The sequence below is a fragment of the Actinomadura rupiterrae genome (assembly GCF_024172125.1).
In the GTDB taxonomy this organism is placed as follows: domain Bacteria; phylum Actinomycetota; class Actinomycetes; order Streptosporangiales; family Streptosporangiaceae; genus Spirillospora; species Spirillospora rupiterrae.
Genome location: NZ_JAMZEA010000005.1, coordinates 126,152 through 142,720, shown reverse-complemented (window position 1 = coordinate 142,720; position 16,569 = coordinate 126,152). Strand labels below are relative to the sequence as shown.

Below are 16,569 nucleotides of genomic sequence, written 5' to 3'. Positions count from 1 at the left end.
GTAAGGTACGGGCATGCTCGCTGAACCGCTGCGCGAACGATGGCGCGCTCGTCCGGTTTCCCACTGACCCGACGAGCCTTCTCCTGAGAGACGAGACCAACCTCATGACCATCGACGCCGCGCGCGGCGCTTCCGGCGTTTCTTCGCAGACGTCCCTTTCGTCCGGAGCGCCTGTTCCGGATGAGTCCGGCCGCTTCGGGGCCTTCGGCGGACGGTTCGCCCCCGAGGCCCTCATGGCCGCCCTGGACGAGCTGACCCGCGAGTTCGAGGCCGCCAAGCCCGACCCGTCCTTCACCGCCGAGCTGGACGACCTGCTCGTGAACTACGCGGGACGGCCGAGCCTGCTCACCGAGGCCAGGCGGTTCGCCGAGCACGCCGGGGGCGCCCGGATCCTGCTCAAGCGCGAGGATCTCAACCACACCGGATCCCACAAGATCAACAATGTGCTCGGTCAGGCGCTGCTGACCCGGCGCATGGGCAAGAAGCGCGTGATCGCCGAGACTGGCGCCGGCCAGCACGGCGTCGCCACGGCCACCGCCGCCGCGCTCCTCGGCCTCGAATGCACCGTCTACATGGGCGAGGTCGACACCGAGCGGCAGGCCCTGAACGTCGCGCGCATGCGGATGCTGGGCGCCGAGGTCGTCCCGGTGAAGACGGGCAGCCGCACCCTCAAGGACGCCTGCAACGAGGCGTTCCGCGACTGGGTCGCGTCCGTCGACAGCACGCACTACGTGATCGGGTCGGTCATGGGGCCGCACCCGTTCCCGATGATGGTCCGCGACTTCCAGCGGATCATCGGCGTCGAGGCCCGGCAGCAGAGCCTGGACCTGCTCGGCAGGCTCCCGGACGCCGTGGTCGCCTGCGTCGGCGGCGGTTCCAACGCGATCGGGATGTTCCACGCGTTCGTCCCGGACGAGGGCGTGAAGCTGTTCGGGTTCGAGGCGGGCGGCGACGGCGTCGCGTCCGGGAAGCACGCGGCCACCCTGGTCGGCGGCTCCCTCGGCGTGATCCACGGCATGCGCACCTACCTGCTGCAGGACGACGACGGCCAGACCATGGAGACGCACTCGATCTCCGCCGGACTCGACTACCCCGGCGTCGGCCCCGAGCACTCCTACCTGCACGACACCGGGCGCGCAGAGTACCGCGAGATCACCGACGCCGAGGCGATGGACGCGTTCTCGCTGCTCTGCCGCACCGAGGGGATCATCCCGGCGATCGAGTCCGCGCACGCGCTCGCGGGCGCGATCAAGGTCGGCAAGGAGCTCGGCCCGGACGCCACGATCGTGGTCTGCCTGTCCGGACGCGGCGACAAGGACATGCACACGGCCGCCGGCTACTTCGGCCTGATGCCCGAGGGAGAGGCCAAGTGAGCAGCGTCAAGACCGCCTACGACAAGGCGAAGGCCGAGGGCCGCGCCGCCCTCGTCGGCTACCTGCCCGCCGGGTTCCCGTCCGTGGACGGCGCGATCGACGCCGCCAAGGCCATGGTCGAGGCCGGCTGCGACGTCATCGAGATCGGGCTGCCCTACTCCGACCCGATGATGGACGGCCCGACCATCCAGGACGCCGTCCACCAGGCCCTCGTCGGCGGCGCGCGCGTCGCCGACGTGTTCCGCACGGTCGAGGCCGTCGCCGCGACCGGCGCCCCGACGCTGGTCATGACCTACTGGAACCCCGTCGACCGGTACGGCGTGGACGCCTTCGCCCGCGACCTGAAGTCCGCCGGCGGCGCGGGCCTGATCACGCCGGACCTCAGCCCCGAGGAGGGCGGGGACTGGCTCGCCGCCGCCGACGCGCACGAGCTCGACAAGGTCTTCCTGGTCGCGCTCAGCTCCACCGACGAGCGGATCGAGAAGATCACCGCCGACTGCCGCGGGTTCGTGTACGCCGCGTCCCTGATGGGCGTCACCGGCGCCCGCAAGGCCGTGGACACCGGCGCGCCCCGGCTGGTCGAGCGCACCCGCGCGATCATCGACAAGCAGGGCCTGGACCTGCCGATCGGCCTCGGCCTCGGCGTCAGCGACGGCGCCCAGGCCGCCGAGGTCGCCGGTTTCGCGGACGGCGTGATCGTCGGCTCCGCCTTCATCCGCCGCCTCCTGGACGCCCCGGACCCCGCCTCCGGCCTCGCCGGCATCCGCGCCCTCACCGCCGAATTCGCCAAGGGCGTCCGCCGAGCCCTCTGACCCCGCAGACCAACCCCGAGCCCTCTGACCCCGCAGTCCCACCCCCGAGCCCGGACACCCAACCGTCCGGGCTCGGGCAGGGCCAAAGAAGTCCGAGCGCGCAATGGCGGCCAAGGCCGCCCCGGTCCGTCCGCTCCGGCGGTCGTCACCGAGCCGGGGCCAGGGCGCTCGATCCCGGACACCTCGCCGCGCCTCGTCCAATCCCGGACGACGCCAACCTGTTCACCTGACCGCAGCGATCACGCATCCTGCTCACCTGGGTCGATGCGTTCGAGTTGGGCCCGTTGATCGAATCCCGAACAGGCGAGTCCATCTGATCGGGTTCTGACCGTGTGAGCTTGGCTGCAAGGTTTTGGTCGTTCGAGCAGAAGTCATCGAGCCGGGATGCCGAGGGGCTTTGTTGCCAAGTCGTTTCACGGTTCGGGAACTCCGTCCGACGCCCCGTAGGTTCAAGCTGATGAGTTCGGCCTCACTCCCGTAAGGTGTGTGTTCGCCCGCCGTGACCCGGTGCGGACGGGCGGCCTTGGACGGGCGGTCGTGGAAGGATCAACCGATGACGCAAGACACAGCGGCACGCGCGGACGCCGCGCCGGCCCGGCCCTCGGGCGGGCGCTGGTTCCCGGCGCTGGCCTGGCCGCTCACGCTGGCCGGGCTCGGCATCTCGATCTACCTGACCTACACGCATTACCACAAGAAGGCGCTGATCTGCTCGGCCAACGCCACGATCGACTGCCACGCCGTGACGACGAGCAAGTACTCCAAGCTGCTCGGCGTCCCGCTGCCGCTGCTCGGCCTGCTGTTCTTCGTCGGATTCGCCGTGCTGATCACGCCGTGGGCGCTGAAGTCGGCATCCCCGCTGTTCCGCTGGGCCCGTCTGGGGTCGGCCGCGATCGGCGTGGTGTTCATCGTCTACCTGGTGACGGTCGAGCTGGCCGTCCTGGAGAAGATCTGCCTGTGGTGCACCGGGGTGCACATCATCACTATTCTGCTCTTCGTCCTGGTCCTGGCCGACGAGTTCCGGCGGCTCGGCGAGGTCGACTAGCCCCCTGAAAGCCCGAAGAGCAGCACCTCCACCCATAGGAGAACAACAATGAGCAAGGCCGCACGGGAGCGGTCGGCCCGGGAGCGCCTGGCCGAGGAGCGCAGGCGCCAGCAGGCTCGGCAGAAGCAGGTCCGGCTTCTGACCGCCGTGCTGGGCGCCGTGGTCGTGGTCGCCGTGGCCGTCGTGGTCATCGTCGTCGCCATGAACTCCAGCAAGGACGACAAGAAGGTCACCGCGAACCTGTACAAGGGCGCGACCGCGCCGGTCCAGGTCGCCGCGGACGGCACCGTCACGATGGGGCAGCCGAACGCCAAGGGCCCGACGGTCGACCTCTACGAGGACTTCCAGTGCCCGATCTGCAAGGAGTTCGAGAAGGCCAGCGGCGACACGATCAAGAAGCTCGCCGCGGACGGCAAGATCACGGTGAAGTACCACATCCTGTCGTTCGTGAACCCCGAGGGCTCGCCGCGCGCGGCCGTCGCGGGCTGGTGCGCCGCCGACTCGGGCAAGTTCCTGCAGTTCCACGACGTCGCGTACCAGAACCAGCCGGACGAGCGTAAGGCGCTGAGCGTCGACACGCTGAAGAAGTTCGGCGCGACCGCCGGCGCGTCCGGCGACTACGACAAGTGCGTCTCGGACCAGAAGTACAAGTCGCAGGTCAAGAAGAACAACGACGACGGCCTGAGCACGCTCCAGCAGAAGTTCGGCGGCAAGGCGGGCACCCCGTCCATGCTCGTCAACGGCAAGCCGGTCGACCAGAACGCCATGTTCGACCCGAGCGCCCTCCAGAAGGCCCTCGGCACCGCCTGACCCACGCCGTCCCAGAACGCTCGGGCACCCGAACATCCGGTGCCCGAGCGTTCAGCATTGAACATCCGAAGCCCGAACGTTCGCCCCCGAACACCCGATGTCCGAACGCTCACCCCCGAACACCACCCCCGCGAACGCCGACCCGCCCGCACGCCCCGAACCCTGCCCGACCCCACCCGTCCGCGCGCACCCCGCCCGTCCATAAGCCCCCGCCCGCCCATCCACGCGCGCCGCCGTGCGCATCCCTGGCCCATCCGCTGCGCCGCCGTGCGCATGCCTGGCCCGTGCGCATGCCTGGCCCATCCGCAAGCGCCGCGCGTTCACCTGCGCCGCGCATTCGTTCGCGTGCGCCGTTCGTTCGCGTGCCCGCCCGCGGTGTGGGCCGCCCGCCGCGCAGCGCCCCGCCCCGTCCGCCGTGCGCTGCTCGCCGTGCGCTGCCCGCCGCGCGCCGTCCGTCTGCACGTTGCGTTCGTTTGCTTGCGACGTCTGCTTGCGACGTCCGTTGGTTCGGGGGCGAAGTGTTGTGATTACGTCCCGTGGTGGGGTGACGACGCTACGCTCTGCAAGCGTCAGTGGAAGGTGGAGTCGATCGGGGGATCGAGTGGTGAGCAAGGCCGACAGGACGCGGACGGCGCGGGAGCGGCTGGCGGCGGAGCGGGTGGCGGATGCCGCTCGGGTCCGCCGCACCAGGTTGCTCTTGGTCGTGGCGGGGGTCGTGGCCGCGGCGGCGGTGGTCGCCGTCGTGGTGGCCGTGGTCGCGGGGCAGAAGGGCGGGAACGGCGGCGGGGGAGCGGACGCGGTGACGTACAGCGGTCCGTCCGCGCCCGTCGGGCGGGAGGCGGACGGCTCGGTCACGATGGCGAAGACGGGCGTGTCCAAGCCCGTCCTGGAGGTCTTCGAGGACTTCCAGTGCCCGGCGTGCAAGGCGCTGGAGGCGTCCCTCGGCGGGACGATGCGGAAGCTCGCCGCGGACGGGAAGGTCAAGCTCGTCTACCGGCCGTTCCACCTGTTTCAGCAGGAGCCGCTCAGCGGCAACTCCGAGCGCGGTGCGAACGCCGCCCTGTGCGTCCCGGCGGACAAGTGGCTCTCGTACCACGACACGCTCTACAAGAGGCAGCCGGAGGAAGGGGACAAGGGCTTCTCCCCGGACGAGCTGGTGAAGTGGGGGCACCAGCTCGGGGTCGGTGACGCGAACTTCGAGCCCTGCGTCCGCGGGATGCAGAAGAAGTCCCAGGTCGACCAGATGACCACGTACGCGCTCGACACCCGCCACGTCCAGGGCACGCCGACGATGTTCCTCAACGGCCGCAAGCTTGAGGTGAACAGCGAGGACGGCCTGACCAAGGCCGTCGAGCAGGCCGCCGGCAAGTAGCCGCGGCGGACGCCGGAGACGGCGGCGGAGCGCGGTCGTCCGCCGCCGTCCGGTATCCGATCCGCCCGGAAGACCCGGCGATCGGGTGTTCCGGCGCGGGACGTGCGTCCCCGTACCCTCCGGACGCGGTAACGTCAACGCTCATGCAGCCGGTGGCCTTCATTCCTAGTCCCTCCCAGGGCGTCTGGCACCTCGGGCCGATCCCGATCCGCGCCTACGCACTCATGATCATCCTTGGCATCGTCGTGGCGGTCTGGCTCGGCGAGCGCCGCTGGGCGGCCAAGGGCGGACAGCCCGGCACCGTGATCGACGTGGCGGTCTGGGCCGTCCCGTTCGGTCTGGTCGGCGGGCGGCTCTACCACGTGATCACCGACTACCAGCGCTACTTCGGGGACGGCAAGGACCCGGTCAACGCGCTGAAGGTCTGGGAGGGCGGCCTCGGCATCTGGGGCGCGGTCGTGCTCGGCGCGGTCGGCGCGATCATCGGCTGCCGCCGCCGGGGCATCTCGGTGCTCGCGCTCGGCGACGCCATCGCGCCCGGTATCGCCCTCGCCCAGGCGATCGGCCGCTGGGGCAACTGGTGGAACCAGGAGCTTTACGGACGTCCGCTGCACACCTTCTGGGCGCTGAAGATCGACCAGGCGCACCGTCCCCGCACGGCGGACGGCACGCTCGACCCGAAGTACGCCGACGTGGCCACCTACCACCCGACGTTCCTGTACGAGTCGATCTGGTGCCTCGGCGTCGCGATCCTGGTGATCTGGGCCGGCCGCCGCTACAACCTCACGCACGGCCGCGCGTTCGCGCTCTACATCGCCGCCTACACCCTCGGACGCTTCTGGATCGAGGCCCTGCGCATCGACGACGCCCACCACTTCGCCGGGCTGCGGCTGAACGACTGGACCTCGATCATCGTCTTCCTCGGCGCGGTCGGCTACCTGTACTGGGCCCGCAACAAGACCGGCCCCGAAGCCGTCGGACGCCCCGCCCCGGCCGTCGCCGATGCGCCTGTTGCCGACGAGACCGTGGTGGACGACCAGACCGCGGTCGACGAGCGGCCTGAAGTCTCCGACGCGGACGAGTCGGCTTCTGGAGACTCGGCGGCCGGCGAGTCCGAAAAGGCCACGAAGGGCGACAGTGACGGCGCCGTATCCGGTGCTGAGGTGGAAACCACCAAGGCTGACGCCGCCGAGGCGAAGCCCGCTTCCGAGGACGCCGCTGCTGCAGACGGCTCGTCCACGGAGTCCTCGAAGACTCAGGCGGCCGACGCGTCCCAGGCCGAGCCCGAGTCCGAAACGGGCGACGCGTCCGAGCCCGAGCCCGAGGCCGAGGCGGACGACGCGTCCAAGACCGAGGCCGAGGCTGAGGCGGATGACGCGTCCGACGCCGACGCTCGCGTCGCGGACGAGGCCGACGCGGACGATGTGTCCCAGGCGGACGCGGACGGCGCCCCTGGAGCGGCTGAGGACGCGGCCGTGAAGGACGAGCAGGCCTCCGAGGCGACCGCTGAGGCGGACGGACCGAAGGCGTCCGAGGCGGAGGACGCCTCGGACGAGGCGAGCGCCGAAGCGTCCGACACCGCAGACGAGGCTGAGGACCGTCCGGACGACGAGTCCGAAGCGGCGCGCGGGAACGCGGCCGAGCCCAAGGCCGAGACCAAGAGCGAAGCCGAAACCAAGGACGAGGCCGGAACCAAGAGCGAGGTCGGAGTCGAGGACGAGGCCGGAACCGATGATGGGGCCGGGGCGGGCAAGGGCGAGCCCGTCCGGGACGCGAAGTAAGGACGCACGTGGGGGGATTGACCGCGGAGGAAGAGCCCGAGACGGTGGCGGAGCATCACCACCATCATCGGGACGTGACGGGCGGCTGGCTGCGGCCCGCGGTGTTCGGCGCGATGGACGGCCTGGTGTCGAACTTCGCGCTGATCGCCGGGGTCGCGGGCGGTAGCGCGTCGCAGAACGTGGTGCTGCTGGCCGGGCTCGCCGGGCTGGCCGCCGGGGCGTTCTCGATGGCGGCCGGGGAGTACATCTCGGTCGCCTCGCAGTCGGAGCTGGCGCAGGCCGAGATCGAGGTCGAGCGGCTGGAGCTGGCGCGGCATCCGGCGGCTGAGGAGCGGGAGCTCGCGTCGGTCTTCGAGCGCCGCGGTGTGGACCCGGCCACGGCGGCGGAGGTCGCGCGGCAGCTGTCGCGCAATCCCGAGGACGCCCTGGAGGTCCACGCCCGCGAGGAGCTGGGCGTCGCACCCGGGGACCTGCCGTCCCCGCTGCTGGCGGCCGGGTCGTCGTTCGTGTCGTTCGCCGTGGGCGCCGTCCTGCCGGTGCTGCCGTACCTGCTGGGCGCCCAGAACCTGTGGCCCGCCGCGATCCTGGCGGCGCTCGGGCTGTTCGGCGCGGGTGCGGTCGTCGCGCGCGTGACGACCCGTTCGTGGTGGTTCGGCGGCCTGCGGCAGCTGGCCTTCGGCGGCGCCGCCGCGGCGATCACGTTCGGCGTGGGCGCGCTGATCGGCCAAACCGGCCTCTGACGCGCCCACCACCACGTCCGCCGAGCCGGTCCCGGGCCCAAACCCCGCTCGGCGGACGCGACGCCGGGCCTCCCGCAACGGGACGCGACGCCGGGGCCTCCCGCAACCGGACGCGACGCTGGAGCCTCCCACGAATGGCCGTGAGGCGGGGCACGCAATGCACTTCGCGGCCGAGCAAGCCTCAGCTCGCCTCTGGCCCCGACGCCAGGCCCGGCATGCGCCAGGAACGACGGTGATGCCGACCCGGCGGCCTGACCGACAGCGCGGTCCCGGCTTCCGAGTCGGTGGCTGCGTCAGTGCCGAGCGGCGCGCGCGTCAGTAAGCGGCGCGAGCATCAGTGGCGAGCGGCGTGTGGGGCTCGTTGCGTCCGGCGCCGCGTGCGCCGCGAGGTCTGCCGACACATCGGCCGTCACGTGCGTCGCCGCGTCTGCCGCCAGGCTGGCCGTCACGCTCGCGCAGCGTCCGCCGCCAGGTTGGCCGTCACGTGCGTCGCCGCGTCCGCCGTCATACCCGCCGTTGTGCCCCGCGTCACGTCCGCCGTCATGCCCGGCGTCACGTCCGCCGTCATGCCCGGCGTCACGTCCGTCACCGCGTCCGTCACCGCGTCCGCCGCCGTGCCCACCGCAGGATCCGGCGCTGTGCCCGGTGCCGTCCGTGCCCGCTGCCGTGCCCGCTGCCGCGTCCGCCGAAGGAGCAGGCGGTACGTGCGTTGTCGCGGTGCTGGGCGGGTCCTGGGGACTCAGGGGCTGGTTGGCGGGCGCGATGTCGGGGGCTCTGGCCAACGGTCCTGGGGGCGCGTGATGCATCGCGCGGCCGATCAAGCCCCAGGGCGGCTCAGAGGCCCGCCGTGAGGGCTCAGGGTGCGCCAGGAGGCGCTGCGGGGCGTCTTGGTGGCCTGCGGGGACGGGGTTTGGAGGGGTTTGGGCGGTCGGTTCGTGTCAGTCCGGACTGTGACGGTGCCGGACCGGTGCGTAGCGACCGGAAACGCCCTTTTGTGCGCGCGTGGGCGGCTGGAGCGATAGGCTCCCGCACTGTGATCGAGGCTCGTGACACAGGCGCATCCCCGGGATCGGACCCGTCCGGATCCCCGTCCGGCACCAAGACCGGCGGGCGTGACTTCTGGCCGGCGGACTCCGGCGGCGGGGACGGCAAGGGGACGAAGGGACCGAACCCGAAGATCCTCATCGGCGGGGCGGTGGCGCTCGTCGTGGTGGTCGCGGCCGTGGTCGGTGTCGTGGTGATGTCCGGCGGCGGGGGCAAGAAGTCCGGCGGGTCCGCGTCGGCGGGCGAGCAGATCGTCCCGACCGCGTTCACCCCGTGGGCCCCCGAGAAGGAGATGGCCAAGATCGCCGACCGGCAGGCCGACGCGCGGCCGGTCACCGAGGGCGAGGTCTTCCCTGCGGACGTGAAGACCGTGGCGTACAAGAAGTACTCCTTCACCCTCGCCGGGACGAACCTGGCGAGCGACTGCAAGCAGGCGGCCTGGGGCCAGCGGCTCCAGGGAGACCTGGCCAAGTACCAGTGCACGCAGGTCGCGCGCGGCGCCTACGTGAGCCAGGACAAGCAGCACGTCGGCCAGTTTGCGGTCCTGAACATGGCGAACCAGGACGGCGCGCAGCAGATCGTCCGCGACCTGGACCCGGCGACCGGCTCCGGCTTCGTCCGCGCCTACAACCCTGACGGCGCGCCCGCCTTCCACTCCGGGTTCTCCGCGGCCTACGCGCACACCTACGGCCACTTCGTGATCATGTCCTGGGTGCAGCGGGCGGGCGGCGCGCAACCGGCCAACCTGTCCGAGCTCGTGGACCTCAGCCTCGCCGTCGAGAAGCCCGCCGACTTCGTCTGGGGCCGCCTGGAGATGGCCGGGGACAACACCAAGCAATGAACCGGCCCGCCGCCCGGTCCCGCGTTCCGGCCCAGGCCCGCCGCTCGCGCGGCGCCCGCCCCCGCGATGACCGCCGCTCCCAGCCGTCCGCCCCGCGCGGGGACGGCCCGCCGAGCGACGCCTACGGCAACCCCGCACCCGGCGTCCCCTACCAGGGCTCCTACGACGACCCGCAGGGCGCCTACGACGCCCGCGCTGCCGAGCAGGACCGAAACAAGCGCGCCCCCCGCCGCGAGGACGCACCCAAGCAACGCAAACGCAGCACCCGCAACGGAACCACCAGACGCGCCACCTCCGACAGCGCCACCCGCTACGAGGACGCCACGCGCGCCGGCTACCAGGACGAGACGCGCGGCGCCGGTTATGAGGGCGACTCGCGCGGCGCCCGCTACGAGGGCGAGACGCGCGGCACCGGTTACCAGGACGGCCCGCGCGAGGCCCGCCTTGAGGACGGCCCGCGCGGGGCCCGCTACGGGGGCGAGACGCGCGGCACCGGTTATCAGGACGGCCCGCGCGGCGTTCGCTATGAGAACGGCCAGCCCCCCGCGTTCGGTGCAGGCGTGCCCAGCCCTCGCGCAGCGGCGACTGGACGCGGCGACTCGCGCGGTTTTAGCAGCGAGGAGCGTGGTTACGACGAGGCCGCACCCCGCCTAGGACACGAGCCGCAGCGCGGTGCGTCCGGGAGGCCGGTAAAGGGCGTCCGCAAGGGAGCCCCACGAGGTGGTCGGCGAACCGAAGAGCCGAGCAGGGGTTCGTACGGGGACGATCACGGACCCGACGGCCTAGGCGGGCAGTCGGCGAAGCGGAAGCGGGGCCCTTCGGCTCGGGCGTACTTCGGATGGGCCGCAGGGCTTGCGGTGCTGCTCGTGGTCGGGATGGCGGCCTTGCTGGTCGGGACGCACGACACGCGCGCGAAGGGGAAGCCGGACGACGGGGCTTCCGGGCAGGCGGCGCAGAACGGCGTGTCGCCCTCGACGTACTCCAGCTCGCCCTCGACCCGCGCCTACGCGGGGATCGAGAAGCGGTCGGCCGACACGGCGCCGTTGACCGAGGGCGAGGCGTTCCCGCCGGACGCGACGACGGTCGAAGTGTCCGGGAAGGCGAAGTTGACGCTGCGGGCCAAGCAGCTGAGCGGCGACTGCACCTCGGCCGTGTGGGGCTCGGACATCGCGAAGGGCCTGCACCGCGCGGGCTGCACCCAGGCCGCCCGGACGCTCTACGCCGACACGGCGCACGGATACGCGCTGTCGGTGACGGTGTTCAACCTCGTGGACGCCCCGTCCGCGAACGCCGTGGTGGACGCGCTGGGCCAGGGCCGCGGCGGCGGGTTCGCCAAGCCCCTGACCTCGGACGGCCCGCTCGGCACGTTCGGACAGCAGGGCTACGGCGCGGCACGCGGTGTGGCCATGGGCCACTTCGCCGTCGTGGCCTGGGCGCAGCACCTCACGGGCACCGGCGACGCCGCGAGCGCCGCCAAGGACGAGACGCTCCTCTCGATCCTGATCGAGGGCCAGAAGGCCCCCGCCCCCCTCGACCGAGCCGCCCGCACCAGCTGACCCCGCACCGCCAAAACCCGCACCAACCCGCCCACACCACCCGCCTCCACGCCCCCTGACCTGCACCGACCCGTCAGCACCGCGGCTGGGCACGCCCCGACTGGTCCGCGCGTTGGTTGCTTCCTCAACAGTTGGGCGGCTGGGTAGGCGGGGCGGTCGGCGCCAGGGGTTCACAAGGGCACAAGGCGTGCTTCTGGTCGCGCTCTTGGTTTGGGAGGTGCCGGTCCCGTGCGTCCCCCGGAGGGTGCTTGGGGAGTTCGTTAAAGGGGATTTTGGGGTGGTTGGGGGTGTCCACATAGTGAGATTGGGGTGGGTGGGAGGGGGTGGGCGGGCGATGGTGGGGGCGAGGCGGAGTCTTCCTGTTGCGGGCGGGGGCTAAACGTCTGCGCGGCGGTGACGATGATCACCCCAGGTCAGCGCGTTTTGGCGGGTGAGGGGGCCACTAAGCTGGTCTAAACCACGCGGAGATCTACGAGATCGACGAAGATCATCGGACCCGGACACGTTTCGCGATCTAGGCGTCTCGGGCATGATCCCGGCAGTGATGTAATGTCATCTCACCGCAGCAGGGCCAATGCCGTCCCGTGCTTGCACTGACATCCCAGCCAGTGACACCACGACGACGGGAGGGTTGATGGCCGCTGCTGCCCTCACACCGGGCCTGCCCCAGAACCAGGGTCTGTACGACCCGGCGAACGAGCACGACGCGTGCGGCGTCGGCATGGTGGCCGACCTGCACGGTCGCAAGAGCCACGACATCGTGAGCAACGCCCTGACCGTCCTGCGCAACCTCGACCACCGCGGCGCGGTGGGCGCCGAGCCGGACGACGGCGACGGCGTGGGCATCCTCGTCCAGATCCCGGACGCGTTCTTCCGCGAGGTCTGCGATTTCGCGCTGCCCGAGGCGGGCGCCTACGCCGCCGGCCTGGCGTTCCTGCCGGTGGACGCGGACGAGCGCGCCGCGGCGGTCGAGCGCATCGAGACGCTGTGCGTCGAGGAGGGCCTGACCGTCCTCGGCTGGCGCGAGCTGCCGGTCGACGCCGAGCACTGCGGCCCCGCCGCGCGCAGGGTCATGCCGCACTTCGCGCAGCTGTTCGTGACGGCCGCCGCGCACGGACCCCACGCCGGCAAGACCGGTATCGACCTCGACCGCGCCGTGTTCTGCATGCGCGAGCGCGCCGAGCAGGACACCACCGCCTACTTCCCGAGCCTGTCCAGCCGGACGATCGTCTACAAGGGCATGCTCACCACGCCGCAGCTGGAGCCGTTCTTCCCCGACCTGTCGGACGAGCGGTTCGCCTCGGGGATCGCGCTGGTGCACAGCCGGTTCTCGACCAACACGTTCCCGGCGTGGGAGCTGGCGCACCCGTACCGGTTCATCGCGCACAACGGTGAGATCAACACGGTCAAGGGGAACCGGAACTGGATGCGGGCCCGCGAGGCGCTGCTGAAGTCCGACCTGATCCCCGGCGACCTGTCCCGGATCTTCCCGGTGATCGACATCGAGGCGTCCGACACCGCGTCCTTCGACGAGTGCCTGGAGCTGCTGCACCTGGGCGGCCGGAGCCTGCCGCACGCGGTGCTGATGATGATCCCGGAGGCGTGGGAGAACCACACCGAGATGGACCCGGCGCGGCGCGCCTTCTACGAGTTCCACTCCACCCTGATGGAGGCGTGGGACGGCCCGGCGTCGGTGACGTTCACCGACGGCACGGTCGTCGGCGCGGTGCTGGACCGCAACGGCCTGCGGCCCGGACGGTACTGGGTGACCGACGAGGGCTTCGTGGTGCTGGCGTCCGAGGCGGGCGTGCTGGACATCCCGTCCGCCAAGGTCGTCCGGAAGGGCCGGCTGCAGCCCGGCAAGATCTTCCTGGTCGACACCGAGGCCGGCCGGATCATCGAGGACGACGAGGTCAAGGCCGAGCTCGCCGCGCAGCACCCGTACGGGGAGTGGCTGCACGAGGGCCTGGTCCGGTTCGAGGAGCTGCCGCGCCGCGAGCGCGAGATCCCGACGCACGAGACGCTCGTCAAGCGCCAGCAGACCTTCGGCTACAGCAACGAGGAGCTGAAGGTCATCCTCACGCCGATGGCGCGGACCGGCGCGGAGCCGATCGGGTCCATGGGCACCGACACCCCGATCGCGGTGCTGTCGGAGCGGCCGCGGCTGCTGTTCGACTACTTCAAGCAGCTGTTCGCGCAGGTCACCAACCCGCCGCTGGACGCCATCCGCGAGGAGCTGGTGACCAGCCTGCAGTCCACCCTCGGCCCCGAGGCGAACCTGCTGGAGCCCGGCCCGGACTCGTGCCGCCGGCTGGTGCTGCCGACCCCGATCCTGGACAACGACGAGCTGTCCAAGATCATCCACATCAACGACGAGGGCTCGCTGCCGCACCTGTCCGCGCACGTCGTGCACGGCCTGTACGACGTGCACGGCGGCGGCGCGGCGCTGCAGAAGCGGCTCGCCGAGATCTGCGCCGAGGTGTCGCGCGCGATCCAGGGCGGCGCGCGGATCATCGTGCTGTCCGACCGCGGCAGCGACTCCGGCCGCGCGGCGATCCCGTCGCTGCTGCTCACCGGCGCCGTCCACCACCACCTGATCCGGGAGAAGACCCGGACCCGGGTCGGCCTGGTGATCGAGACCGCCGAGGCCCGCGAGTGCCACCACATGGCGCTGCTCATCGGGTACGGCGCGTCCGCGGTGAACCCCTACCTCGCGCAGGAGACCATCGAGGACCTGGTCCGCGCCGGCGTCATCAAGGACGTGGACGAGGCCAAGGCCGTCCGGAACCTGGTGAAGGCGTACGGCAAGGGCGTCCTGAAGGTCATGTCCAAGATGGGCGTTTCCACCGTCGCGTCCTACACCGGCGCGCAGATCTTCGAGGCGATCGGCCTCGGCGCCGAGGTCGTGGACCGCGCGTTCACCGGCACCACGTCCCGGCTCGGCGGCGTCGGCTTCGACGTCCTGGCGGCCGAGGTCGCGCAGCGGCACGCCCGCGCCTACCCGGCGAACGGCAACGACCCCGCGCACCGGACGCTGGAGGTCGGCGGCGAGTACCAGTGGCGCCGCGAGGGCGAGCCGCACCTGTTCAACCCCGAGACCGTGTTCAAGCTGCAGCACGCCACCCGCACCCGGCGCTACGAGATCTTCAAGGAGTACACCTCCAAGGTCGACGAGCAGGCCGGGAAGCTGATGACGCTCCGCGGGCTGTTCAAGCTCAAGGAGGGCGAGCGGCCGCCGGTGCCGATCGACGAGGTCGAGCCCGCCTCGGAGATCGTCAAGCGGTTCTCCACCGGCGCGATGTCCTACGGGTCGATCTCCGCCGAGGCGCACCAGACCCTCGCGATCGCCATGAACCGGCTGGGCGCCAAGTCCAACACCGGCGAGGGCGGCGAGGACCCCGAGCGGTTCGTCCCGGACGCCAACGGCGACCTGCGGCGCAGCGCCATCAAGCAGGTCGCGTCCGGACGGTTCGGCGTGACCAGCGAGTACCTGGCGAACGCCGACGACATCCAGATCAAGATGGCGCAGGGCGCCAAGCCCGGCGAGGGCGGCCAGCTGCCCGGCCACAAGGTCTACCCGTGGATCGCCAAGACCCGGCACTCCACCCCCGGCGTCGGCCTCATCTCTCCGCCGCCGCACCACGACATCTACTCCATCGAGGACCTCGCCCAGCTCATCCACGACCTGAAGAACGCCAACCCGGCCGCCCGGGTGCACGTGAAGCTGGTCGCGGAGGTCGGCGTCGGGACGGTCGCGGCGGGCGTGTCCAAGGCGCACGCGGACGTCGTGCTGATCTCCGGCCACGACGGCGGCACCGGCGCGTCCCCGCTCACCTCGCTCAAGCACGCCGGCGCGCCCTGGGAGCTCGGCCTCGCCGAGACCCAGCAGACGCTGCTGCTGAACGGCCTGCGCGACCGCATCGTGGTGCAGACCGACGGCCAGCTCAAGACCGGCCGGGACGTGATCGTCGCCGCGCTGCTCGGCGCCGAGGAGTACGGCTTCGCGACCGCGCCGCTGGTGGTGTCCGGCTGCGTGATGATGCGCGTCTGCCACCTGGACACCTGCCCGGTCGGCGTCGCGACGCAGAACCCGGTGCTGCGGGAGCGGTTCAGCGGCAAGCCCGAGTTCGTCGTCAACTTCTTCGAGTTCATCGCCGAGGAGGTCCGCGAGTACCTGGCCGCGCTCGGCTTCCGCTCGCTGGACGAGGCGATCGGGCGCGTCGAGATGATCGACACCAGGGACGCGGTCGAGCACTGGAAGGCGTCCGGGCTGGACCTGGCGCCCGTCCTGCACGCCCCCGAGCTGCCGGCCGGCGCGTCCCTGCACCGCACCACCACCCAGGACCACGGCCTCGACAAGGCCCTGGACAACACGCTGATCCAGCTCGCCGAGGGCGCGATCGCGTTCGGCGACAAGGTCACGCTGGAACTGCCGATCCGCAACGTCAACCGGACCGTCGGGACGATGCTCGGCAACGCCGTCACCGCCAAGTGGGGCGGCAAGGGCCTGCCCGACGACACCATCGACGTCACCTTCACCGGCTCGGCGGGCAACTCGTTCGGCGCGTTCGTGCCGCGCGGGATCACGCTGCGGCTGGTCGGCGACGCCAACGACTACGTCGGCAAGGGCCTGTCCGGCGGGCGGCTCACGCTGCGTCCTCCGCTGGACGCGCCGTTCGAGCCGTGCGGGCAGATCATCGGCGGCAACGTCATCCTGTACGGCGCGACCTCGGGCGAGCTGTTCGCCCGCGGCGTCGTGGGGGAGCGGTTCTGCGTCCGCAACTCCGGCGCCACGGCCGTCGTCGAGGGCGTCGGCGACCACGCGCTGGAGTACATGACCGGCGGACGCGCGGTCATCCTCGGGCACACCGGCCGCAACCTCGCGGCGGGCATGTCCGGCGGCATCGCCTACGTCCTGGACCTGGTACCCGAGCGGGTCAACCCGGAGATGGTCGACCTGGAGCCGCTGACCGCGCAGGACGCCGACTTCGTCCGCGGCCTGGTCGAGCGGCACCACGCCGAGACCGGCTCCCGCACCGCGGCCGAGCTGGCCGCGGACTGGGACACCGCCGCCGCCCGCTTCACCAAGATCATGCCGCGGGACTACCGGCGGGTGCTGGACGCGGCCGAGGCCGCCCGCGCCGAGGGCCGCGACGTCGACGAGGCCATCATGGCCGCCGCGCAGAGCTGAGAGGGGG

The 16,569-nt window shown here is 71.6% G+C and carries 11 protein-coding genes; 10 read left to right on the top strand and 1 reads right to left on the bottom strand.

Annotated features, from left to right (window positions below; translation table 11 throughout):
- Positions 1–104: 104 nt before the first annotated feature.
- The 7 genes from trpB (at position 105) to FHU30_RS17535 (ending at position 7,930) form a co-directional block, all read left to right on the top strand.
- Entirely contained in the window at positions 105–1,373 is a 1,269-nt protein-coding gene (gene trpB, locus FHU30_RS17565) for a tryptophan synthase subunit beta (protein WP_253877039.1), read from the top strand.
- Positions 1,370–2,185, top strand: a complete 816-nt coding sequence (gene trpA / locus FHU30_RS17560) for a tryptophan synthase subunit alpha (RefSeq protein WP_253877037.1) — start codon at positions 1,370–1,372, stop codon at positions 2,183–2,185. The genes trpB and trpA overlap by 4 nt, the downstream gene beginning before the upstream one ends.
- 553 nt (positions 2,186–2,738) lie before the next feature.
- Positions 2,739–3,227: a vitamin K epoxide reductase family protein gene (locus FHU30_RS17555; RefSeq protein WP_253877035.1), complete on the top strand. Its 489-nt coding sequence runs from the start codon at positions 2,739–2,741 to the stop codon at positions 3,225–3,227.
- A gap of 48 nt (positions 3,228–3,275) precedes the next feature.
- Positions 3,276–4,037 carry a DsbA family protein gene (locus FHU30_RS17550; protein WP_253877033.1) on the top strand — a complete coding sequence of 254 codons (762 nt, stop codon included), beginning with the start codon at positions 3,276–3,278 and terminating at the stop codon, positions 4,035–4,037.
- Between the two features lie 604 nt (positions 4,038–4,641).
- Positions 4,642–5,409: a DsbA family protein gene (locus FHU30_RS17545; RefSeq protein WP_253877031.1), complete on the top strand. Its 768-nt coding sequence runs from the start codon at positions 4,642–4,644 to the stop codon at positions 5,407–5,409.
- A 143-nt stretch (positions 5,410–5,552) separates the two neighbouring features.
- The gene (gene lgt / locus FHU30_RS17540; protein ID WP_253877029.1) at positions 5,553–7,190 is read left to right on the top strand and encodes a prolipoprotein diacylglyceryl transferase; all 1,638 of its coding nucleotides are present in this window, start codon (positions 5,553–5,555) and stop codon (positions 7,188–7,190) included.
- An 8-nt stretch (positions 7,191–7,198) separates the two neighbouring features.
- Positions 7,199–7,930, top strand: a complete 732-nt coding sequence (locus FHU30_RS17535; protein ID WP_253877027.1) for a VIT1/CCC1 transporter family protein — start codon at positions 7,199–7,201, stop codon at positions 7,928–7,930.
- Between the two features lie 445 nt (positions 7,931–8,375).
- Here the strand turns inward: FHU30_RS17535 and FHU30_RS17530 are convergent, their stop codons facing one another.
- Positions 8,376–8,552 (bottom strand): hypothetical protein, encoded by a 177-nt coding sequence (locus FHU30_RS17530; RefSeq protein ID WP_253877026.1) that lies wholly within the window; start codon positions 8,550–8,552, stop codon positions 8,376–8,378.
- A gap of 411 nt (positions 8,553–8,963) precedes the next feature.
- On the opposite strand from FHU30_RS17530, the gene FHU30_RS17525 reads away from it, so the two are divergent.
- The 3 genes from FHU30_RS17525 (at position 8,964) to gltB (ending at position 16,562) form a co-directional block, all read left to right on the top strand.
- On the top strand, positions 8,964–9,815 hold the full coding sequence (locus FHU30_RS17525) for a hypothetical protein (RefSeq protein WP_253877025.1): 852 nt from the start codon (positions 8,964–8,966) through the stop codon (positions 9,813–9,815).
- Complete coding sequence (locus tag FHU30_RS17520; RefSeq protein WP_253877024.1) at positions 9,812–11,371, top strand: hypothetical protein; 1,560 nt, start codon at positions 9,812–9,814, stop codon at positions 11,369–11,371. The genes FHU30_RS17525 and FHU30_RS17520 overlap by 4 nt, the downstream gene beginning before the upstream one ends.
- Positions 11,372–12,005: 634 nt before the next feature.
- On the top strand, positions 12,006–16,562 hold the full coding sequence (gene gltB, locus FHU30_RS17515; RefSeq protein ID WP_253877023.1) for a glutamate synthase large subunit: 4,557 nt from the start codon (positions 12,006–12,008) through the stop codon (positions 16,560–16,562).
- Positions 16,563–16,569 lie beyond the last annotated feature (7 nt).